This is a genomic window from Microbacterium helvum, assembly GCF_014779795.1.
Taxonomy (GTDB): Bacteria; Actinomycetota; Actinomycetes; order Actinomycetales; family Microbacteriaceae; genus Microbacterium; species Microbacterium helvum.
The window spans coordinates 1-21,163 of record NZ_JACXZS010000006.1 but is presented as its reverse complement, the minus strand read 5'-3'; the positions used below and the strand labels follow the sequence as shown (position 1 = coordinate 21,163).

Here is a 21,163-nt window from a genome sequence, read left to right as displayed (position 1 = left end):
CCTTCGTAGGGGCGGGTGCGGTCGGATGCGACACGATCGCAGCCCGACTGACGCGAGTCTGCAACCCGCCCGATGCCCGGTCAAACGAATCCGGTCAATACCCCGTCAAACGATCAGGGTCGATCATCTGGCGGTCACGCGAGGGTGATCAGCGCACCCTCGTGGACGTCGCGGACGTTGAGCTTCGGCACCAGAGTGGAGTGCACCGTCGCGAGTGCGCGACCCTCGGCCAGTGCCTTGATGCGCTGCAGCGCGAGCCCCACGGCGTTCGCACCGAGGTCGAACTTCGCCGGCGCGACCGCCGACATCGGCACTTCGCACAGCTCCGCGATGACGTCGTCGTAGGCCACCAGTGCGACGTCGCCGGGGACCTCCCGGCCGCGGCTGACGAGCAGGCGGGCGAGCGACACGGCGTGCATGTCGGGGTTCACGAGCAGCCCGTCGACGCCCTGCTCCTCGGCGAGGTCGAGGTAGGCGCCGGCGAAGCGGTCGGGGTCGGCCGCCCACTCTCCGACCTGCTTCTCGCTCAGCTGCAGATCGACCTCGACGGGCTCGAGGCCGAGATCCGCGATCGCCGCGGCGTAGCCCTCCTGCAGGTGCGGCGCGGTCGCGTTCGGGAAGGCCATCAGCGCGATGCGGCGCTTGCCCATGCTGTGCAGGTGCCGCACGGCCAGCTCGGCCCCGAGGGCGTGGTCGGTGCGCACGCTGTCGAGGGCTGGCGCGTCGGCCGTGCGGGCGTTCCGCCGCTCCATCAGCACGATCGGTGCCGGTGGATCGGTCAGCAGCGCGTGCACCGCAGGCACCGTCAGGTCGTGGTTCGAGGGCGTGAAGATGATGGCCTCGGCGCCGAGCTCGGCGAGGTGGCGCACCATGCCGAGCTCCTTCTCGGTCGAGTAGTGCGTCACGCCGAGGATCAGCCGGATGCCGGCGATCTTGGCTGCGTGCGCGGCGCCCTTGATGATGTCGCCGAAGTAGTACTCCGACCCGGGAACGATGAGGCCGATGACCGCGAGCGGGGCATCCGGGCGTGAGCTGGCGGGGTTCAGGCCGATCGCGGCGGTCTCGAGCGGGCTCTCTTCACGAACGATCCGGCGTGGCACCGTGGCGCCGCCATGCACGCGTCGCAGCTGACCCTGCTGCTCCAGGTCGCGCAGATCACGGCGGATCGAGATCACCGAGACCCCGAGCTCGTCGGCGAGCTGGTCCGTCGTCACGGTCCCCCGCAGGCGGAGCTGACGCAGGATGACGGCGTGGCGGGCGTCCTTGAACACGGGCTGACCTCTCTGTCGGTTGCCGGTCTGTCGAATGCCGGAAGTCTGTCACAGGCGATCAAATTCGACCATCTGTCGACGGAACATTGGTCGCAAGCGATCACCGCGCTCACAATGACAGGACCGGGGACGCCGTGCGATCACGATCGGCTCCGGGACACAGATCGATGAGGATAGGCACGACCCCGATGAGCAATTCCGGCGCCCTGCGTCCCCGCGTCCTGGTGGCGATCCCGCCTCGGTTCCGGGAGCGGCTGTTCACCCAGAGCGCGTGGCAGCACCTGCTGGCCCTCGCCGATGTCACGGTGAGTCCCGCCGACGGGGTGCTCGACACTCCGCTCGCGCACGAGCGGCTGCGTGACGCCGACATCGTACTCACCGGCTGGGGCACGTACGCGCAGAGCGGGGCGTGGGTCGAGCACGCGCCTGAGCTGCGCGCGATCGTGCACGCGGCGGGCACCGTCCGCTTCCTCGTCGACGAGAGCGTGTTCGCCCGGGGCATCGCCGTGTCGTCGCAGGCCGAGCAGAACGGGCGCCCCGTGGCGGAGTACTCGCTGGCGATGATCCTGCTGTCGGCGAAGACGGTGTTCCGCGCCGAGCGCGAGTACCGTGCGGCGCGGACGGGCTTCCCGATCGACTCGCTCACGGGCGGTGCCTTCGGCGCGCGAGTCGGCATCGTGGGTGCGTCGAAGATCGGGCGCCGGCTGCTCGACCTGCTGCGGCCCTTCGACTTCGACGTGCGTGTCTACGACCCGTACCTCGACGCAGACGACGCCGCGCGGCTGGGAGCGACCAAGGTCGAGCTCGACGAGCTGTTCGCCACGTGCGACGTGGTCTCGCTCCATGCTCCGCATCTTCCTGAGACCGAGGGCATGATCGGCGCGGCGCAGCTGCGGCGGATGCGCGACGGTGCGGTGTTCATCAACACGGCCCGCGGCGTACTGGTCGATCAGGACGCGCTCGTCGCCGAGCTGCAGACCGGCCGCATCGACGCCGTGCTCGATGTCACCGAGCCCGATGTGCTGCCGGTGGAGTCGCCGCTCTGGGACCTGCCCAACGTCGTGCTCACCCCGCATCTGGCGGGTTCGGTCGGCAATGAGGTGCCGCGCCTGGGAACCGAGGCGATCGGCGAGGTGGCGCGACTGGCAGCGGGCGAGCCGCTGCGGTATCCGCTCACCGCACAGCAGTTCGCGATCACCGCCTGACCTGTTTGACTGTTGACGACGCCCCTCTGAGGACCATGATGACCACCGACGCTCTGACGATCCCTTCGACCTCTGCGGCAGGCATCCATCCGTTCGTGAGCAATGCCGCGTTCATCGGTCCGTCCGTCGGACACGGCCTCGACGACCCGGCGCCGGCGCTCACGCGCGAGGTCGATGTTCGCGACGGGCTCGTGCGCGCGACCCTGCATGTCAGCGCGCTCGGCGCCTACGACCTGACCGTCAACGGTGTGCGGTCCAGCGACCGGATCCTCGCTCCGGGGTGGACGGCGTACGATCATCGGCTGCGGTTCCACAGCGACGACGTCACCGCGATGCTGCGCACCGGGCGCAACACGATCCGCGGGGTGCTCGGCAACGGATGGTACCGCGGCAAGCTGACATGGGAGCAGCGCCGCGATCTGTACGGTGATCGGCTGGCGCTGCTCGCGCAGCTCGACCTCGAGTACGCGGACGGGGTAACGGAGCGCATCGTGACCGACGAGTCCTGGACGGCACGGGCCACCGGCATCCTGTCGGATGACCTCTACGACGGCGAACGCCGCGACCTGCGCCGTCCCGACGGCGACCCCGTGCCGGTGGCGCCCGTCCAGTACCCGCTCGACCGGCTCGTGACGCCCCGGAGCGCCCCGGTCCGGACAGTCATGGAGCGGCCCGCCGAGCGGGTGTTCCGCTCGCCGAGCGGAAGGCTCCTCGTCGACTTCGGCCAGAATCTCGTCGGCTGGGTGCGGCTCACCGTGCGGGCGCCCCGAGACGGGCAGGAGATCGTGATCCGTCACGCTGAGATTCTCGAGGACGGCGAGCTCGGCGTGCGTCCGCTGCGCTCGGCGAAGGCGACCGACTCGTACGTGCTGGCGGCGGCCGACGAGGTCGTGCTCGAGCCTCGCTTCACCTTCCACGGATTCCGCTACGCCGAGATGAGCGGGCTCGACGAGCTCGACGCCGCCGACGCCACGGCGGCCGTGGTGTCGAGCGACCTGGAGCGCATCGGGTGGTTCTCGTGCGACGATCCGATGATCGAGCGCCTCCATGAGAACGTGGTGTGGAGCATGCGCGGCAACTTCGTCGATGTCCCGACGGACTGCCCGCAGCGCGACGAGCGGCTCGGCTGGACGGGCGACATCCAGGTCTTCGGCCCCACCGCCGCGTTCCTCAGCGACGTGACCGGATTCCTGTCGTCGTGGCTGGCCGACCTCGCCGCCGAGCAGCTGCCCGACGGCACCGTCCCGCTCGTGGTGCCCGACGTACTGCGGTTCTGGCACGAACCACGCGCCGCCTGGGGCGATGCCGCCACCATCGTGCCGTGGACCTTGTACGAGACCTCCGGCGACCCGGCGATCCTCGAGCGCCAGTTCGCGTCGATGACGGCGTGGACCGACCTGGTGGCCGACCTCGCCGGGCCCTCTCGGCTGTGGGAGGGGAGTCCGCAGTTCGGCGACTGGCTCGATCCCGCCGCGCCGCCCGATGACCCCGAGGCTGCGAAAGCCGATCCCGGCGTGATCGCCACCGCTCATCTCGCGCGCTCGGCGTGGATCTGCGCGCGGTCCGCCCGGGTGCTCGGCCGTGACGCCGAGGCCGAGCGATACGGAGCGCTGCACGCCGAGACCGTGGCGGCATTTCAGCGGGAGTATGTGGATGCCGGCGGCCGCATCCGCAGCGATGCTCAGACCGTCTACGCCCTGGCCCTGCAATGGGACCTGCTGCCTGCCGATCATCGCGGCCGCGCCGGCGATCGCCTCGACGAGCTCGTCCGTGAAGCCGGCTTCCACGTCGCGACCGGGTTCGTCGGCACCCCTCTCATCCTCGACGCCCTGACCGATACCGGGCACGCCGACTCCGCCTACCGCATGCTGCAGCAGCGGGAGTGTCCGTCGTGGCTCTATCCGATCACCATGGGCGCCACGACCGTGTGGGAGCGCTGGGACTCGATGCTGCCGGACGGCACGATCAACCCGGGCGAGATGACGTCGTTCAACCACTATGCGCTCGGTGCGGTCGCGGACTGGCTGCACCGTCGGGTCGCGGGACTCGCCCCGGCGGCGCCGGGGTGGCGCGAGGTGCGTATTGCGCCGGTCCCCGGCGGCGGTCTCACCCGCGCCGCCGCGGCGCACGTGTCACCGTTCGGGCGCATCGAGGTGTCGTGGCGGATCGCCGACGGCGAGTTCGTGCTCGACACCCTCATCCCCGACGGGGTGACCGCAGTCGTGCAGCTGCCGTCCGGCACCGCCGCGCACCGTGTCGCGGCGGGACGCCATGTCTTCCGCGAGGCCCTCACCCCGTAGCGCAGATCACCCCCCCCCGTAGAGCAGGAGAACCGATGAACGCCCCCGCCGGCCCCGATGCCGCATCCGCCACCGCCGTCGCCCCCACCGGCCCCGCCGCCGTCTTCGCCGAGGGTCGCGACCCGGCGCTGTGGCGCCGGCCGATCCCGAACGCCCGGGTGGCGGCATCCGCCGACCGCATCCTGCGCCGCGCACTCGACGCGATCGACACGCCCATCCCGGCTCTCGGGTTCGCGCTGTACCGGCGGTTCGACGTCGACGACGACCGGATGGCGTTCCAGAACGCATACTTCGACCGCCGGCGCCGGCTGTATGCCGCAGCGATCGGCGCGCTGCTCAGCGATGAGGTGCCGATCAGTGAAGCCGAGGACGCGATCTGGGCGATCTGCGACGAGTACGCGTGGGCGCTGCCGGCGCACATCCCCGAGCTGTCGGCGCCGCACCCCGAGGTGCCGCACGACGAGATCATCGACCTGTTCTCGGCTGAGACCGCATTCTTCCTCGCCGAGATCGCGAACCTGCTCGAGGGACGCCTGCACCCGCTGGTGCGCGCCCGGATCGAGCGCGAGGTCGAACGGCGCGTGTTCACGCCGTTCCGCGAGCGCGTGTGGTTCTGGGAGACGGTCGAGACGAACTGGTCGGGTGTGTGCGCCGCAGGCGTTGGCATCGCGGCGCTGCACCTCGACGCGTCAGGGCTCGACGCGATCCTCGACCGCTGCACCGCCGCGATGGGCGCCATGATGGACGGCTACGGCGACGACGGCGTGTGCGTCGAGGGCCTGAACTACTGGAGCTACGGCTTCGGCCACTTCGTGATGTACGCCGAGGCGCTGCGCCAGAGCCGCGGGGTCGACCTCTGGGCGGGCACCGACCGATGGAGCGCCGACAAGGCGGCGATCATCGCGGGTTTCGCAGCGCAGGTGTCGCTCGGCGGCCGGGCGGTGGCGGCGTTCTCGGACTCGGCCGCGTTCGGTCTCGTGTCGCCGGCGATGGTGACGTTCCTCGAGCGTCGCGATCCGACGGTGCCGCACGCGCCCGTGGAGCTGTGGGCCGAGCAGCCCGAGACCTCGCACAACTGGGGTCTGCTGGTGCGCACGTTCGTCTGGGCGCGGGATGCCGCGCCCGACGCCGATCTGCCGCTCGCCCCCGATCGCTGGTTGGCTGACGCCGAGTGGCTCGTCGCGCGGCGGATGGCCGAGATCGGCGGCGATAGCGTCGAGGTCGGGTTCGCGGCGAAGGGCGGGAACAACGCCGAGCCGCACAACCACAACGATCTCGGCTCATTCGTGTTCGCTGTTGCCGGCGAACCGCTGCTCTCAGAGCTCGGCATGGGCCTCTACGACGGGCGCTACTTCCTCGAGGAGTATCGCTACGGAGTGCCCACGGCCGGGTCGCACGGACACAGCGTGCCCATCGTCGGGGGAGTGCGTCAGCATCACGGACCGCACGCACGTGCCCTCGTGGAGCGGGTGTCGGTCGCGCCGGAGGGCGCCGAGCTCACGCTCGACCTGCGGGCCGGGTACGACGTGCCGGAGCTGCAGGAGCTGACGCGAGAACTGCGATTCCGGGGCCCGACGATGCAGGTGCGGGACCGGTTCGCGGCATCCGCCCCGCTCGAGTTCGTCGACCGCCTAGTGTCGCTGTTCCCGATCGCGCTCGAGGCGGACGGCGCGATCATCCTGGGCGAGCGGTCGGCCGTGCGGCTGAGCTGGGATGCGACGCGCTGGACGCCGCGCCTGGCCACGCTGGAGTACCGCACGCACGAGGACGAGCCGGCGACCGCCTTCGCGCTGGACCTCTCGACGGTGGATGTCGCCGCCGAATGCGTCGTGACGATCGAGGTCGTCACCCCCTGACCCCGATCGCGGCGTGCGACTCCGGCAGACGCCGTGGCCGCACGCCGTGGGCTCAGGGCTGTGGGACGATCGCGCCGTGCTCGCGGAGCAGGGCGCGCAGCTCGTCGAGCGGCACGTCGTCGATCGCGGTGCCGCGGGCAGCCGACAGAGCGGCTGCGGCTCCGGCGGCCTGGCCGGTCGCCATCGCCGTCGCCTGCACGCGGTAGGCGGAGTTGGCCTCCTGGTCGCCGGCGATGCACCGGCCCGCGACGATCAAGTGGCGGTTTCCGGCGGGGATCATCGCCGACAGCGGGATGGTGGCCACGCGCCCCTCCTCGAGATAGGTCTTGGCGATGCCGTTGCCGTCGGGGCGGTGGATGTCGATGGGGTAGTAGCTGAAGCACACCGCGTCGTCCCACACGCGGCCGCTCAGGTAATCCTCGCCGGTGAGGCGGCGCAGGCCCTCGATCGTGCAGCTCTCACGCACGCCGACCTCGGTGGCTCCGTACGTCACGGTCAGCTCCTCCAGGCCGGGCAGCGGCTTCAGGAAGCGGTAGATGCGCAGCAGTGCAGCACGGCCCGCCGTCTCGGCATCGGTCCGGCCCTTCGAAGTCGCTCCGTCCACGCCCACCAGGTGGATCGCATTGTCGCCGCGCTTGCGCAGGAACGGCTCCAGCACGCGGCCGTGCGCTCCGAAGTCGGACGGCAGGATGCGGCCCTCTTCCAATGCCCGGTCGAACTCGAGGTTCAGGGCGTCGTAGTCGAGGGCGTCGGGGTCGTACCCGCCGAGCATGATCGCGTAGGTGCCCGGCTGCCGTGCCTCGTTGCGGTGGCGCTCCAGACCGGCGAGGCCGACGGCATCCGCGTCTCCGGAGCAGTCGATCACCCGCGCCACCCGTACGCGCTGCAGACCCTCCTTTCCGGCGATCGTCGCGTGCCACTCCTCTCCCTGCCACGCCAGCTCGGCGAGCATCGAGTGCAGGCGCAGCTCGACGCCGGACTGCGCCACCGTCTCGCTCAGCACCGCCGCATACAGCGGCGCGTTCACGCGGATCTGCAGCCGCCAGTGGGGCAGGTCGGTTCGCGAGAAGTCCGGAAGCTCGGCGCCTTCGAGCTCGACGGCCGCGCGCACCATGTCCCAGCCGATGCCGGCGATCACCTGCTCGCCCCACGCGTGGAACAGCCCCGGGAAGTTGATGCCGGCGGTCGTGGTGGTGCCGCCGAGCATGCCGTTCTTCTCGAGCAGGATCGTGCGGGCGCCGGCGCGCGCGGCCTGAACCGCGGCGCTCACTCCCGCGGGACCGCCGCCGACGACGAGCACGTCGGCGTCGAGGCCGGGTGCGGAGGCAGGGGCGGCGGCGGACGAATCGGTGGGCATGGGTCTCATTCTGCGTCGGGAGGTGCGGTGGGCATGCGGTCGGAAGGCGGAACGGTCAGAAGCGGTCGGGCCGGGCCGCGTGGGGCACGATGAACGCGCGCGCGGTGGTGCCCGACGGGATGCCGAGGGCCAGTCCTGCGGGTGACGCCGAGGCCGTCCAGTCCTGAGCCGTCTCAGGGAACGTCGTGCGCGGGAGAACCGTGAGGCCGGGGACGACGATCTCGCCGCCGTCGCCGCGGGACCACACGCACACCAGCGTCTCTTCCGGGGCGCGCAGTGCCAGCGCGACGACGTCGTCGTCCCACCCGGGCAGTCCGAGAGGCCAAGCCGGCACGGCGAGCGTCAGCCGGTCCCGCCAGCCTCGATACATCGCGACGGCCTCGGTCACCAGTTCACGCTGCTCCGGTCGCAGGTCGGGCAGGAAGCCCGACAGCATGAGGCGTCCGGCCAGGCCACTGACAAGCGTGTACGCCGTCTCGGCGTCGGTCATCGTCTCGGTGGGGTAGGCCCAGTTGCCCGCCTGTTCGGGCAGCACGTTCGCGGGCGCCGACGCCGCGATCGGCGCGTAGCGGCGGAAGTCCTGCTGGTCGCTCGTCGACTGCAGGTGGGCGACCGAGAGCAGCGCGTAGTCCGCGCGCATCGCGCCGGATGCGCAGTTCTCGAACACGACCTCGGGGTGGCGCTCCTGCACCCCGAGCAGCCAGTCCCGCAGCGCGCGGGTGTGGCCGAGCAGTCCCGCACCGGCGGCGGCCGCCTCGTCCTCGGTTCCGACGCCCGGGTTGATGTTGTAGTCGAGCTTGAAATACCCGACGCCGAACTCGGCGACCAGCCGGTCGACCGTCTCGTCCAGGTGCGCGCGGGCGGCGGGATGCCGCAGGTCGAGGTGGAAGCGGTGGTCCTCGACGACGCGTTCGCCGAACCGGCGGAAGAACGCCTCGTCGGGGAGCAGGTCGGCGACAGGCGACTCGACGCCGACGATCTCGGGTTCGAGCCACAGTCCCGAGCGCATGCCGCGGGTGTGGACGGCGTCGATCACCGCGCGCAGACCGCCGGTGAACCGTGTCGGCGCCTCCCGCCAGTCGCCGATCGCCCGCCAGTAGTCCGACGCGTCGGTGAACCAGCCCGCGTCGATGCAGAACAGCTCGGCACCGGCGTCCGCAGCGGCGTCGATCAGCGGCAGCAGCGCCTCGGTCGACGGCTGACCCATGAGCGTGTTCATGTAGTCGTTGTAGATGACGGGCAGTTCGTCGTCGATCGGCCGGCGGTGGCGCAGCGCGCGGCGATAGCCCGAGAGTGCGGCGATGACGGCATCCATCCCGCCGTTCGCGACGGCCAGCCCCACCGGGATCGTGGTGAAGGCGCCACCGGGGTCGAGGCGCTGGGCGAACTGGTGCTCGAAGTCGCCGGGGCCGCTCGCGCTGAGCGTCACCGACTCGTGCGTCTGCGCGAGCTCCCAGCTCCACCCGGCGCTCGTCTCGAGCTGCCACGCCAGCGACGGGCCGCCCTCGCGGACGAGGGCCGCCGTGGGCAGGAACTCGCCGCTCGACCACGAGCCGTGGCTCGAGCGCGCGAAGCGGCCGCGGCCGTCCTGGCCGTGCGCGTCGAGCGCGAGGCCGGGCAGCACCTCGGCCAGCCGCCGGTCGTGCCAGCGACCCTCGGCGAGCCATTCGCTCTCGCCCCACAGCACTCGCACGTCGGAGCGGTCGGCGAGTTCGAGCACCAGCGAGCTCACAGCGGTGAGCGTGAGCGGGCGCGGTCCGAGGTTGCGCACCGTGTGCGTCCACTGCACGGCGGAACCGGCGCCGAAAGCGCGCAGCGTCGTCACGACCTCTACTCCGCCGGTGACATCGTGCTGGCGGATGCGCAGACAGGCGGCATCCATCTCGTGATCGACGCGCCGCAGGCGCTCGCCGACGGCCGAGCGTATGAACGCCTGACTCGTGCGAGCCCGCTGTTCGGTCGCCGTGAAGACGTCGACGAGCGCGTGCGCACGCACGGCCGACGGTCCGCCGCCGGCCGAGAGACGAGTGAGCTGGACGGGTGCGTCCGGGCTCGACGAGAACGCGAGCGTCAGATCGCCCGCCGACCACTCGAGCCTCACGGCGTTGCGACGACCGCAGCTGCGACGGCCGGGGCAGCGGCATCCACCGGGAAAAGCCCGTCGAGGAACGCGAGGTGACGCAGCGACTGCGTCCACTGCCCGCCCTCGTGCCCGTTGTACGGGTAGACGGCGATCTGCTTGTCTCCCGCGTAGCGGTTGTACTGCGCGTAGACGGTCGACGGCGGGCACACGTTGTCGTACAGCGCGACCGAGTACAGTGCGGGTGCGGTGGCGCGGGCCGCGAAATTGACGCCGTCGAAGTACGAGAGCACGCGGAAGACGTCCTCCTCATCACCCCGGCGGGTCTGCAGGTAGCGGGCGAGCTCGTTGTACGGCATCGCGTCGGTGATGCGCAGCGCGCGGCGGAAGTGGCTGAGGAACGGCACATCGACCATCGCGCCCGCGAGTCCCTCGCTGAGCCCCGCAGCGGCGACCGCGATGCCGCCGCCCTGACTGCCGCCCGCGACCACGACTTTCGCGGGGTCGACAGCGGGGTGGCTGCGGGCTGCGTCGACCGCGCACGCCGCGTCGGTGAACAGCCGTCGGTAGTAATAGGTGTGCGGGTCCTCGATGCCGGCGCTCATGCGCCCCGCGATCGACGGGCCGCTGCCCACCGGGTCGGGCGTCGCCGCGGCGGAGCCGCCGTTGCCCTGACCGCGGCTGTCCATGACCAGCACGGCGTACCCGGCGCTCGGCAGCATCGTCCACTGCTCGGGCAGGCCGCGGCCGCCGCTGTATCCGATGAACTGCACCACCGTGCCGCGCACCACCTCAGGGTGCCGCAGGAACCAGCCCTTGATCGGGTGGCCGCCGAATCCAGGGAACGTGACGTCTTCGACGATCAGCTGCGTCAGCGGGGATGGCACGCGCGTGAACACGGCCTGGCCGTGCCCGCGCGAGAACTCGAGGGTCTCGCGCCAGAACGCGTCGAAGTCATCGGGTTCTTCGGGGGTAGGGCGGTATGCCTCGAGGTCTTCCAGAGGCATGTCGAACTGGGCCATCGTGATCCTTCGGTGTGCGCGGGTGCGGGGGTCGGCGGGGTGTCGTGTCAGCGGGAGAGGTTGCGCCTCGCGATGCGCGCGTGCTCGAGGCGTGAGCCCGGGAGCACCGGCGCGATCAGGCGCAGTCCGGCGGTCGCGAGTTCGACGGCATCGGACGAGAGGGATGCGGTCGTCGCGGCATCCTCCTGCGGTTCGGCGGCCATGCGCAGCCGGCCGGCCGCCAACGTCGTGTCGAGTGCGTCGACGACGAGGGCACGCGGGGCGTCGACGCCGAGCCAGAGCACCTCGATCTCGATGCCGGAATCGCCCACGCGGACGCGTGCGGTGCGCTCCTGGCCGTCGAAGCGGGCGTCGGCGAGCGACCATTCGATCCAGACGCCCGCGGTGCGCACCTCGACGCGGCGTGCGCGATCGAAGGACGAGGGCGCGCCGGGAGCGATGCCGTCGACCCGCACCGCGGCGGGATCGACCCCGCGGATCCAGAACCGCACGAGCAGTTCGCGGGTCGGCACGGCCTCCCCGGCGGCGATCGCGTCGAGGTGGATGTGCGCGTCGCCCGAGGGTGTGGCGAGCGACACCGCCCACAGCACGTCGCCGCCGTTCTGAGCGGCGCTGAACGAGCCGCCGGCGAAGCCGTGGCCGTCGCGCAGGACCTCGACGCCGACATGCCGGGCGGGCGTCGCGGGGTCGAGCGGGTCGTCGCCGGGTTCGGCCCAGAAGCCCAGCAGCGGTCGGCGCTGCAGCCAGGTATCGCCGAAGTTCACAGTGCCCAGCGTCAGGGCGCCGTCCCGCCAGCTCGTGCCCGTGGTCGGCAGGACGAGTGAGGGGATGCCGGCGGCCGCTGCCGCCGAGATCCCCGCAACCTGCCCGTCGATGTAATGCGTGTCGGAGAACGTCTCGTGCCCGGTGGCCGGGGGAGCGACCTCGTCCAGGAGCGGACGGAGGTCGTCGGGGATGCGGTAGTCGATGACCGCGTCCGGTGCGACGTGGACATTGGGTGCCAGCGTGTCGGCGGTGAGCCGCGTCCAGGTCTCGGGCGCGACACGCTGCAGTACCAGCAGCACACCCGGGGTGCCTCGCAGATCGGTCTCGTAGCAGCGGGCCATCGGGCCGGTGAGCTGTCCGGTGGCGGGGTGCCAGCGCGCGAGGAAGTGCTGCCACGCGAGGCGCTCGAGGTCGGCGGCGAGCGGCGTGATGCCGGGGTCGTCGAAGTACTGACGGGTGGCGGTGAGCGCCTGCATCACGACGTGCCAATAGGTCGGGGAGTTGAACTCGGCGAAGCTTCCGACGGCGGTCAGCCGAGCGTGCAGCCGGCGCAGTCGTTCGCGGCCATACTCCTCGAAGGCCGGATCGCCCAGCAGGGCGCCCGCCGCGAGCGTGACGAAGGTGCCTTTGACAGCGATGTTCGTGTAGTCGAGGTCGACGTCGCGGCGGATGATCGAGCGTGCCGCGTGCCCCAGCCCCGCTCGGGTGCGCTCGCGCGCGTCCGCATCCAGCAGGTCGGCGTGACGCAGCAGGATGAGCGAGAGCACCTCGCCGTGGAAGTCGGCCCAGTTCCAGTCCGGCGGGCTCATCTCGGCGAGCGGTTCTTCGGCCCAGTAGGGCCAGAGCCCGTAGGTGTCGCTCGTCGGGTCGGTGTCCTGCAGTGCGAGGACGGCGCCGATGACGCGCGCGGCGCGTGCGGCACGGGACTCACCGTCGATGCTGCGGTCGCCGGCGCGATCGAGTTCCAGCAGCGCGAGCGCGTACGACAGGCTCTCGCGCGGCGGGTGCGCAGATCCCGTGACGATCCGGGTGTGGATCGGGTTGGGCTTCGCCGGTGACAGCAGCAGATCCAGATCGGGGTCGTACCGCGCGTCTCCCGCGCGGCGGGCGGCGTCCAGGCAGAGCGGGTCCGCGGTATGGAGGGGGTCGGCGGGACGGGGTGCATCGACGGCGATCACGCGACGAGCCTATTTCAATTCAGTGGATTTAGTCTACTCCCCGATCAGATTCGATCATCGGACTCGGCATGCGGGATGCGAAGGGCCCCGCCGGCCGACACCGACGGGGCCTCGCGGCATGACGATCAGCGCCCGACGAGCGCCGTGATCTCGAACAGCGTGGTCGTGCCCGACACCTCGTTGCCCACCGCGAGCAGCGGCGTGCCCGTGGTCGACTGCGCTGCCGGGATGAACGCGACGCCCTCGGGACCGAGGTCGCCGGCCGCAGCGAGGTCGCCGCCGTCCTCGACCGACACCGAGAAGTCGCGGTTGTTGACGTACGTCACGAAGCGGGATGCCGTCGGGTCGGTGATGTCGAAGACCGCGATGCCGCCGACGCGCTCGAAGCCGACGAACGCGTACGTGCGGCCGTCCACCTCGCCGAGCGCGACGCCCTCGGGCTCGGGGCCCTTGTCGTCGCTGCGGCCCTCGAGGTTCGACTCGGTGTGGTTCGAGTTGACGAAGCCGGGGATCGCGGCGGCGGTGAGCGCCTCGAACTGCGAGCCCGAATCGAACACGAGCGTGCCGTCGGTGCCCCAGATCGAGAACGAACGGCCGCCGAAGGCGTACAGCTCGCGGTAGCAGCCTGCTGCGGCGTCGAAGCCGTTCTCGATCGTGACGTTCAGGCGGCCGAGGTCGGCGTCACCGAGGAACGGCGCGAGCGGGCTGTCGGCGCACACCGGCCCGTAGCCGTCCTTCGCGATCGACTTCGCGCGCGAGACCTCGCTGTAGTCGCCCCACTCGCGGGCGTCGCCCTCGTTCGCGGTGACGAGGTAGGTCGTGCCGCCGGCGGTGTAGGACTGGATGCCGTCGGGCATGAACAGGCCCTTCAATCCCTCGTACGTCCGCAGCGAGAACGCCTTGTCCTTGTCGCTCGGGTCGAGCGCGTTCTGCGCGAGCCCGAGGTCCTTCGCGCCGAGCGGCAGGATGTCGGTGGCGCGAGCGCTCGGGATCTGGACGACCGCGATGGCGTTCGCCTCTTGCAGGGCGACGTACGCGTTGTTGCCGTCGACGGCGATGTACTCGGGCTCGAGGTTGCGGCTCACCGGGTGGTCGTCGCCGTGCGGCGTCGGGCCGAACACGCGCACACCGTCCGGCAGCGCCTTGCCGCCGCCGGCCTCGTAGGCGTGGAAGTCGGCCGTCTTGACGTCCTTCTGGGATGCCGCGGCCACCTTCTGCGGCAGCTTCACGACGCTGACCGAGCCCTCGGGGTCGACCGAGAAGTCCTCGGCGGGCTCACCCTCGTTGGCGACGAGCGCGTACTTGCCGTCGGGCGTGATCGTCACCATGTCGGGCAGTGCGCCGACCTGGACCGTCCCGAGCACGGCGGCGGCGGCATCCTTCGCGCGCGCGTCGAAGAACACGAGATGGCCGGCATCGGTCTTCGTCGTCGACTCGAACGCGACGACACCGAGGCCGTCGGCGCGCACGGCGACGGAGTTGGCGACGCCGTCCGAGCTCAGTGCGAACTCCTTGACCATGGCGGACGGGTCGGAGTAGTCCAGGACGCTGACGGAGCTTGCCAGCGCGTTGACCACGAACAGGCGGTCGCCGTACGCGGCGACGATCTCGGACGCCGACTGATCGAACGCTCCGGTCTCGAATGTGCCGATGGGGGCCAGCGACAGTGCGGCGTCGTCGGCGGAGTACGAGATCGGGTCGGGCACGATCGCCGCCTGGGCGGCGAGCGGCGTGAGGGTGAGGGCGCAGACGGCCACCGCGGTGGCGGCGACGGCGCCGGCGCGACGTGAGGCGCGTGAAGGCATCGGGTTCCTTGTCGGAGTCGAGTGAGCACAGGGGGTCGGGTGCGCGGAAGACGCGCACTCCGTGACTATCGACGTCGGGTGTCATCCGGGTGAACGCGGAGCGAACGGATGCGGCATCCACCAGTCTCTGGAATTCCGAACAGATACAAGGAAGTCCATGTAAAATCACCACTGTGCCAATGTCGGCACGATCGCGTTGATCAGGATGCCTCACAAAGGCGGATCCCGATCTCGAGAAGGAGCAATGGTGACCACGATCTCTCCGCTGACCCCGACCCTCGGCACGCCGAGCCTCACCGCGGAGGAGCGCGCGGCGATCCTCGAGGCGGTGCATGACTTCGCGCAGACCGAGCTCGCGCCGCACGCGCTGGAGTGGGACGCGCAATCGCACTTTCCGCGAGAGACTCTGGGCCGCGCCGGGGACCTCGGACTCGGCGGGATCTACGTCCGGGAGGACGTCGGCGGCACCGGGCTGTCGCGGTCGGACGCGGCGGCCATCTTCGAGGAGCTCGCGCAGGGCGACCCTGCGATCGCGGCATACATCTCGATCCACAACATGGTGGCGTGGATGATCGACATCTACGGCAATGCGGCGCAGCGCGGCGCGTGGCTGCCGCTGCTCACCTCGATGTCGGGCTTCGGCAGCTACTGCCTGACCGAGCCTGGCGCCGGATCGGATGCCGCCGCCATCGCCACCGGTGCCGTCCGGTCGGGTGACGACTATGTGCTGACCGGTGTCAAGCAGTTCATCTCGGGCGGCGGCGAGGCTGCGGTCTACATCGTGATGGCGCGCACCGATGCGGACGCCGGCGCCCGCGGCATCACGGCGTTCCTCGTTCCCGCCGACGCAGAGGGGCTGTCGTTCGGCGCTCTCGAGCACAAGATGGGCTGGAACGCCCAGCCCACCCGTCAGGTGATCCTCGACGAGGTGCGGGTGCCCGCCTCGAGCATCCTGGGCGAGTTGGGCCAGGGCTTCAAGATCGCGATGTCGGCGCTCGACGGCGGCCGGATCAACATCGCCGCCTGTTCGCTCGGCGGGGCGCAGTGGGCGCTCGACCGCGCCGTGACCTACGTGCACGAGCGTTTCACATTCGGCGAGCCGCTCGCCGAGAAGCAGGCCGTCGTGTTCGCGCTCGCCGACATGGCCACCGAGCTGCGGGCTGCCCGCGCCCTCGTGCGCGATGCCGCGGCGGCGCTCGACGCCAAGAGCCCCGACGCATCCATGCAGTGCGCGATGGCGAAGCGCTTCGCGACCGACGCCGGCTTCACAGTCGCCAACCAGGCCCTGCAGCTGCACGGCGGCTACGGCTACCTGCACGACTACGGCATCGAGAAGGTGGTGCGCGACCTGCGCGTGCACCAGATCCTCGAGGGCACCAATGAGATCATGCGTGTGATCATCGGCCGCCAGCTGCTCGGCGGCTGACGCGGACGGGCGATGAACCGACGGACTCAGCGACGAAGAAGGTCGACATGAAGATCGCATTCCTGGGACTCGGCCACATGGGCCTGCCCATGGCGAAGAACCTCGCCGCCTCCGGCCATGACGTCGTCGGGTTCGACGTCTCGCCCGCCGCCGTCTCGGCCGCGGGAGAAGCCGGACTCACGACCGCCGGATCGGGAGTGGATGCCGCCACCTCCGCCGACGTCGTCATCACGATGTTCCAGACCGGGGCGCAGGTGCTCGACGCCTACCGCGGGACCGCCGATGCTGCCGGACTGCTCGAGGTGGCGGCATCCACTGCGCTGTTCATCGACTGCTCGACCATCGCCGTCGACGAGGCCCGAGCCGCGCACGCGCTCGCGGCCGCGGCCGGTCACCGCTCACTCGACGCGCCGGTGTCGGGCGGCGTCGTGGGAGCCGAGAACGCGACGCTCGCGTTCATGGTCGGCGGCTCGGACGACGACTTCGCGGCGGCCGAACCGCTGCTGCAGGCCATGGGCCGGCGCATCGTGCACTGCGGCGGGCCGGGGCTCGGTCAGGCTGCCAAGGTGTGCAACAACATGATCCTCGCGGTCTCGCAGATCGCCGTCGCCGAGGCGTTCGTCCTGGGGGAGCGGCTGGGGCTGTCGCACCAGGCGCTGTTCGACGTGGCCTCCAACGCGTCAGGGCAGTGCTGGGCGCTCACCACGAACTGCCCGGTGCCGGGCCCGGTGCCGACGAGCCCCGCCAACCGCGACTACCTGCCGGGCTTCGCGGGCGCGCTCATGAACAAGGACCTCGGGCTGGCCGAGCACGCCATCGACGCGACGGGTGTCGAGGCGCGCATGGGCATGCTCGCGCGGCAGATCTACCGGGACTACGCCGCAGGCGAAGGAGCAGGCCGCGACTTCTCGGGCATCATCGAGTCGATCCGCGCCGAGAGCGCCTGACCGCGCCGCGAGCGCCGGACCGCGCCGGCAGCGCGTGACGGCGCCGGCGCGGATCAGAGCTCGACGTCGTAGCGGGCGGCGATCCAGTCGGCCGGCTTCAGCCGCTTCTCGGCGGCGCGGGGAAGGATGCGGCGTCCGGTCACCTCGCGGACGCCCGACGCGTACGCCGAGGCGATCTCGTCCTGGAGCGCCGCCGGCACCGCCTCGAGAGCCGCAGCGGCCTGATCGCGGGCGTCTTCGGACGCGCTGATGGCCTCGTTCCGCTGCGCACCGCTGGTCGTCCCGGGGGTTCGGGGAATCAGCTTGCCGCCCGACACCCCGGCGTTCGCGAGCTTGCTGCCGGCGATGGCGAGCACGGTCGAGAGCACGAGGACCGCCGCCGCCGCGACCGTCGCGGCGATCGCGATGCCGGTCGCCTCGTCGGTCACGAGGCGCACGATCATGCCGACGGTCGCCACGACCGAGAGGATCACGCTGATCCACAGCGAGCCGGATCGCGTCACGGCCGACGCGTTCACCCGCTGGGCGAGCAGCACCTCGCGCTCACGCTGCGCGGCGACGGCGCCGACGATGAGCAGCACCGCGGCGATCACCGAGCAGATGAGCACCGTGGGCGCCACAACCTCGAGGCTGTTGATCGCCGTGCCGCCGGTCAGCCGCCCCGCGCCGGCTGCGGAACCCATGGACCATGCCAGCACGAGCCAGGCCGCGACGTCCGGCCACGGAGTCAGCGTGCGGACGCGGGGCGCTTCCGGTTCGCCACGGCGCTCCCACGGCTCCACGCGTGCGGCGAACTCGCGGTCGACGCGGGCGATGGCGTCAGCGGCGCCGCTGTCGAGCGCGGCGACGAGAGGGGCCTGCACCGCCCTGGCGACTTCGCGCACCGGGGTCGTCGGCTCGATCGACGCCGTCCGGGCCGCATCGGCGGCGAGTTGGTCGAGACTCATGCTTCCTCCAGCCGGACCGAGGTCACCAGCTTGTCGCTGTACGCGAGCATCGACGTCGCGTACGGGATCCTGTCGGCGATCGCCGTGGCGACCAGCAGCGTGTCGCCGCGCCGGAACGCGTAGTTGAAGCGCCCGCCCTCGATGCCGGGCTCGGCCGACGCGGTCACCACGGCAGCGCGGCGGCCCTCGCCCCAGTACGCGTCCTCGAGCGTCTCGACATTGGGCAGCAGCACGGCGGTGACGTCGGCGGCGACGGCTTCGTCGAGATCTGTCGCGGTGTCTTCGAGCACCTGGATGCCTGCCACGCCGATCACCGGCGCCAGGGCAGGCGGGCAGAACAGCAGCAGCTGGCCGGTGAGGTCGGTGCGCAGGGCGGCCGCGGTCAGCGCGACGCGCCGCAGCGCGGCGTCGAGCTCGGGCGACATGCCGCCCAGGCCTTCGGCGTAGTGGGCGACGACATCGTCGCCCCACGATTCGTCGGCGCCGTCGGGCACCGGCAGCCAGACCTTCGCGTCGTAGTCGAGCTGGTACGCGATCATTCCGGGCTCTGCTCCCACGTGAAGGTGCTGATGAGCAGGTCGCTCAGGTGGATGAGGCCGTCGACCACCACGCGGGCGTCGTCACCGGCGTCCGGCGGCAGCGGGATGGTCGTCGTGAACTGCAGTGCCTTGCGGCGGCCGGTGCCCGGCACAGGGATGAGGTAGTCGACGAGGTGCGCGGTGGTGCCGTCGATCTCGGCGTTCGCGCCCGCGGTGGCCTCCCACCGCACGATCGACCGGTCGTCGGTGAGGAACTGCGCGTCGTTCTCGCGGAACAGCTTGGCCACCTGGCGGTCGAGAGTGCCGCCGAGCTGGCCTGTGGCGGTCGACGCGACGATCGACATCGGCAGCGGCACCTCGCGCGCGGTGGTCTGCAGGTAGAGGGCGAAGATCCCGCTCTGCTGCATCTTGCGGTACGCGCTCTCGAGCATGATCCGCAGCTGGCCGTCGAGGTCGGGCCGGTGCGCCGACCGGAACACCGCCGAGGTGCGACGGATGAGCTCCTCGACGCCGCTGCGGTCGGCAGGAAGCTCCTCCCACCCGTCGGGCAGCAGCAGACGGTAGTCCGGGACCGGGCGCGGTGCGGTATTCATCGACTCCACGTTACGCGGCGAGCTGCTCGCGCCACCTGTCGAGCTCGGCGGGCGGCTGGTACGGCTTCTCGAGGCGGCTCGTGATGCCGCCCGCGATGTCGTGGCCCAGCGTGGTCAGCTTGGCGCCGAAGTCGAGGCCGTGCATCGCGTACTGGCCCTTGTTGAACACCTCCTGGCCGCGGGCGACGAAGTCGTCGAGGTGAGCGACGTTGGTCACGTCGCGGATGATGTCGGTGTGGTGGCGGCTGAAGTCGGCGAACTCGTCGGCGATGTTCATCGTCCACGCACCGCCGCCACGCCGCGCGTTCTCGATGAAGGTCGAGCGAGACATGAGGTCGCGCCAGCGGAAGCCCGAGAACGTGTCGGCCACGCGCGAGGCCAGCCCGGCACGCGCGACCTGGCCGAGCCCGCGACCCTCGCCGACGGCCTCGACGGCGACCCGGATGCCGCGCAGGCGCCGGATGTCGCTGATCGAGTCGGTGATCTCGAAGATCGGGCCCGCGAGGAACTTGAAGCCCTGCGCGCGGGAGCCCGCCTTGAAGAACTGGCCGAGGCGTCCGAACGGCAGGACGCCGACGATGGCCCACGCCAGATCGCCGCCGTCCGCCCGATCGGCGAACATCAGCAGCACCGTCCCGACGAGCGCGATCACCGCGAGCACGGTGCCGATGAGCGCGACGATCGGACCGCCGATGACGAGCGCCGCGATCGCGACGACGATCCCGACGTAGCCGATGATCTCGACGACGATCTCGACGAAGTCGGCGATGTCGTCGACCCACCGGTCGCTGACGTTGCCGTGCGTGGCGTCGGTGACGTCGCCGAGGGCCTTGTCGTAGGCCTCGTCCCAGACCTGCCACTGACCGTCGAAGTCGTCGAGCAGGTTGTGCAGGTAGGTGTACGCGTTCCCCGCCGCGATCCCGGCCTCGCGGGCCTCCCAGCGGTCGGCGTCGGCCGTGCTCTTGGCCGCCGAGTCCTCGGGGTCGTAGTCGGCCGACTGGTCGGCGGTGCGCTGGGCCTCCTGCGCCGCCTCGTTCTTGGCGTCGAGGCTGCGCTTGGCCTCTTCGATCTCGGCGACGAGGGGGCGCAGCTTCGCCTGCACCTCGCTCAGCGAGTTGCCGTAGGCCGTCATGGCCGTGCCGGTGGGCTTGTACCGTTCGCCGGCCTTGCGCAGATCCTTGTGCGCGTCGCCCACTTCGTCCTTGATGCGGGTGATCGACCGGCCGCGTTCCTCGGTGGCGCCGTCGGCGACGGCCTCGAGCAGTCCGGCGGCGCCGATCATCTGCCCGCCGAGGCGCGAGATCTCGTTGCCCCGGCTGATGATCCCCTGGGCGTCGCCTTCGATCACGTGGACGCGGTGTCCTTTGTCGGTGTGGATCGTCATCGTGTCTCTTTCAAGGGGCGCGGCGGCTTCAGTGGACGGGGAGGTTGGCGGGGTCGGACTCCTGCACGGCGAGATCGCGCGAGAGCTCGAGGTCGAAGTCCTCCCACCCCTTGCAGGTCGCCTCGACGGAGGCCTGGATGTTGGTGAGCTTCTCGAGAAGCTGCTTGCGGCGGTCGTTCCAGCCGCCCTCGAAGTCGTGCGTGCGCTTGTAGAGCCCGTCGCGCCCGTCGGGGTGCCCGATGAGCGACTGCAGCAGATCGGTGTTCTTCGCGGCGTCCTCGAACTCCACGATGATCTGCTTCAGCGAGCCGTTCAGCCGGTTGAGGTGATCGACCTTGACGTAGACGTCGGCCATTGCGCGTGCCCCTCTTGAGATGGAGAGGTGGATGCCGGCGGCCGCGGCCGCCGGCATCCACCCGAACAGTGTCAGTTGCCGGCGAGAGCCTGGTCGGTGTCCTTGATCGCCTGCATCATCTTGCGCAGCGACT

Annotated in this window: 16 protein-coding genes; 5 read left to right on the top strand and 11 right to left on the bottom strand. The window is 70.9% G+C overall.

The features are described from left to right. Nucleotides 1-134: 134 nt before the first annotated feature. Nucleotides 135-1,271, bottom strand: coding sequence for a substrate-binding domain-containing protein (locus IF188_RS10250; RefSeq protein WP_191171708.1), 1,137 nt, complete (start codon nt 1,269-1,271; stop codon nt 135-137). 188 nt (nt 1,272-1,459) lie between these two features. Between IF188_RS10250 and IF188_RS10245 the strand changes: the two genes are divergently transcribed. From IF188_RS10245 to IF188_RS10235, 3 genes are read left to right on the top strand one after another with little or no spacing between them, the layout of a single operon-like run. Beyond that, nucleotides 1,460-2,476: a hydroxyacid dehydrogenase gene (locus tag IF188_RS10245; protein ID WP_191171707.1), complete on the top strand. Its 1,017-nt coding sequence runs from the start codon at nt 1,460-1,462 to the stop codon at nt 2,474-2,476. 38 nt (nt 2,477-2,514) lie between these two features. Then, on the top strand, nt 2,515-4,776 hold the full coding sequence (locus IF188_RS10240) for a family 78 glycoside hydrolase catalytic domain (protein ID WP_224751720.1): 2,262 nt from the start codon (nt 2,515-2,517) through the stop codon (nt 4,774-4,776). A 35-nt stretch (nt 4,777-4,811) separates the two neighbouring features. Beyond that, entirely contained in the window at nt 4,812-6,632 is a 1,821-nt protein-coding gene (locus IF188_RS10235) for a heparinase II/III domain-containing protein (protein WP_191171705.1), read from the top strand. Between the two features lie 52 nt (nt 6,633-6,684). Here IF188_RS10235 and IF188_RS10230 read toward each other — a convergent pair whose 3' ends face one another. From IF188_RS10230 to IF188_RS10210, 5 genes are all read right to left on the bottom strand, one after another. After that, the gene (locus IF188_RS10230) at nt 6,685-7,989 is read right to left on the bottom strand and encodes an FAD-dependent oxidoreductase (protein ID WP_191171704.1); all 1,305 of its coding nucleotides are present in this window, start codon (nt 7,987-7,989) and stop codon (nt 6,685-6,687) included. Nucleotides 7,990-8,044: 55 nt separating this feature from the next. Beyond that, nucleotides 8,045-10,090 (bottom strand): glycoside hydrolase family 36 protein, encoded by a 2,046-nt coding sequence (locus tag IF188_RS20535; RefSeq protein WP_191171703.1) that lies wholly within the window; start codon nt 10,088-10,090, stop codon nt 8,045-8,047. Continuing rightward, the gene (locus IF188_RS10220; RefSeq protein WP_191171702.1) at nt 10,087-11,091 is read right to left on the bottom strand and encodes an acetylxylan esterase; all 1,005 of its coding nucleotides are present in this window, start codon (nt 11,089-11,091) and stop codon (nt 10,087-10,089) included. The genes IF188_RS20535 and IF188_RS10220 overlap by 4 nt, the downstream gene beginning before the upstream one ends. A gap of 47 nt (nt 11,092-11,138) precedes the next feature. After that, nucleotides 11,139-13,034 (bottom strand): hypothetical protein, encoded by a 1,896-nt coding sequence (locus IF188_RS10215; protein WP_191171701.1) that lies wholly within the window; start codon nt 13,032-13,034, stop codon nt 11,139-11,141. Nucleotides 13,035-13,159: 125 nt separating this feature from the next. Further along, on the bottom strand, nt 13,160-14,839 hold the full coding sequence (locus tag IF188_RS10210; RefSeq protein WP_191171700.1) for a choice-of-anchor I family protein: 1,680 nt from the start codon (nt 14,837-14,839) through the stop codon (nt 13,160-13,162). 244 nt (nt 14,840-15,083) lie between these two features. On the opposite strand from IF188_RS10210, the gene IF188_RS10205 reads away from it, so the two are divergent. Both IF188_RS10205 and mmsB read left to right on the top strand, forming a co-directional pair. Next, nucleotides 15,084-16,265 carry an acyl-CoA dehydrogenase family protein gene (locus IF188_RS10205; protein ID WP_191171699.1) on the top strand — a complete coding sequence of 394 codons (1,182 nt, stop codon included), beginning with the start codon at nt 15,084-15,086 and terminating at the stop codon, nt 16,263-16,265. Nucleotides 16,266-16,312: 47 nt separating this feature from the next. Continuing rightward, complete coding sequence (gene mmsB / locus IF188_RS10200; protein WP_191171698.1) at nt 16,313-17,212, top strand: 3-hydroxyisobutyrate dehydrogenase; 900 nt, start codon at nt 16,313-16,315, stop codon at nt 17,210-17,212. Nucleotides 17,213-17,265: 53 nt separating this feature from the next. On the opposite strand, the gene IF188_RS10195 is transcribed toward mmsB, so the two are convergent. The 5 genes from IF188_RS10195 to IF188_RS10175 are packed head-to-tail and all read right to left on the bottom strand — an operon-like array spanning nt 17,266 to nt 21,030. Next, nucleotides 17,266-18,159, bottom strand: coding sequence for a hypothetical protein (locus IF188_RS10195; protein ID WP_191171697.1), 894 nt, complete (start codon nt 18,157-18,159; stop codon nt 17,266-17,268). Continuing rightward, nucleotides 18,156-18,698 carry a hypothetical protein gene (locus IF188_RS10190; RefSeq protein ID WP_191171696.1) on the bottom strand — a complete coding sequence of 181 codons (543 nt, stop codon included), beginning with the start codon at nt 18,696-18,698 and terminating at the stop codon, nt 18,156-18,158. Before IF188_RS10190 ends, IF188_RS10195 begins: the two co-directional genes overlap by 4 nt. Next, a complete protein-coding gene (locus tag IF188_RS10185) occupies nt 18,695-19,291 on the bottom strand; it encodes a hypothetical protein (RefSeq protein WP_191171695.1) in 597 nt (198 codons plus the stop codon). The genes IF188_RS10190 and IF188_RS10185 overlap by 4 nt, the downstream gene beginning before the upstream one ends. Before the next feature lie 10 nt (nt 19,292-19,301). Next, nucleotides 19,302-20,675 carry a hypothetical protein gene (locus tag IF188_RS10180; protein ID WP_191171694.1) on the bottom strand — a complete coding sequence of 458 codons (1,374 nt, stop codon included), beginning with the start codon at nt 20,673-20,675 and terminating at the stop codon, nt 19,302-19,304. Between the two features lie 28 nt (nt 20,676-20,703). Continuing rightward, complete coding sequence (locus IF188_RS10175; RefSeq protein ID WP_191171693.1) at nt 20,704-21,030, bottom strand: hypothetical protein; 327 nt, start codon at nt 21,028-21,030, stop codon at nt 20,704-20,706. Nucleotides 21,031-21,163: the final 133 nt, after the last annotated feature.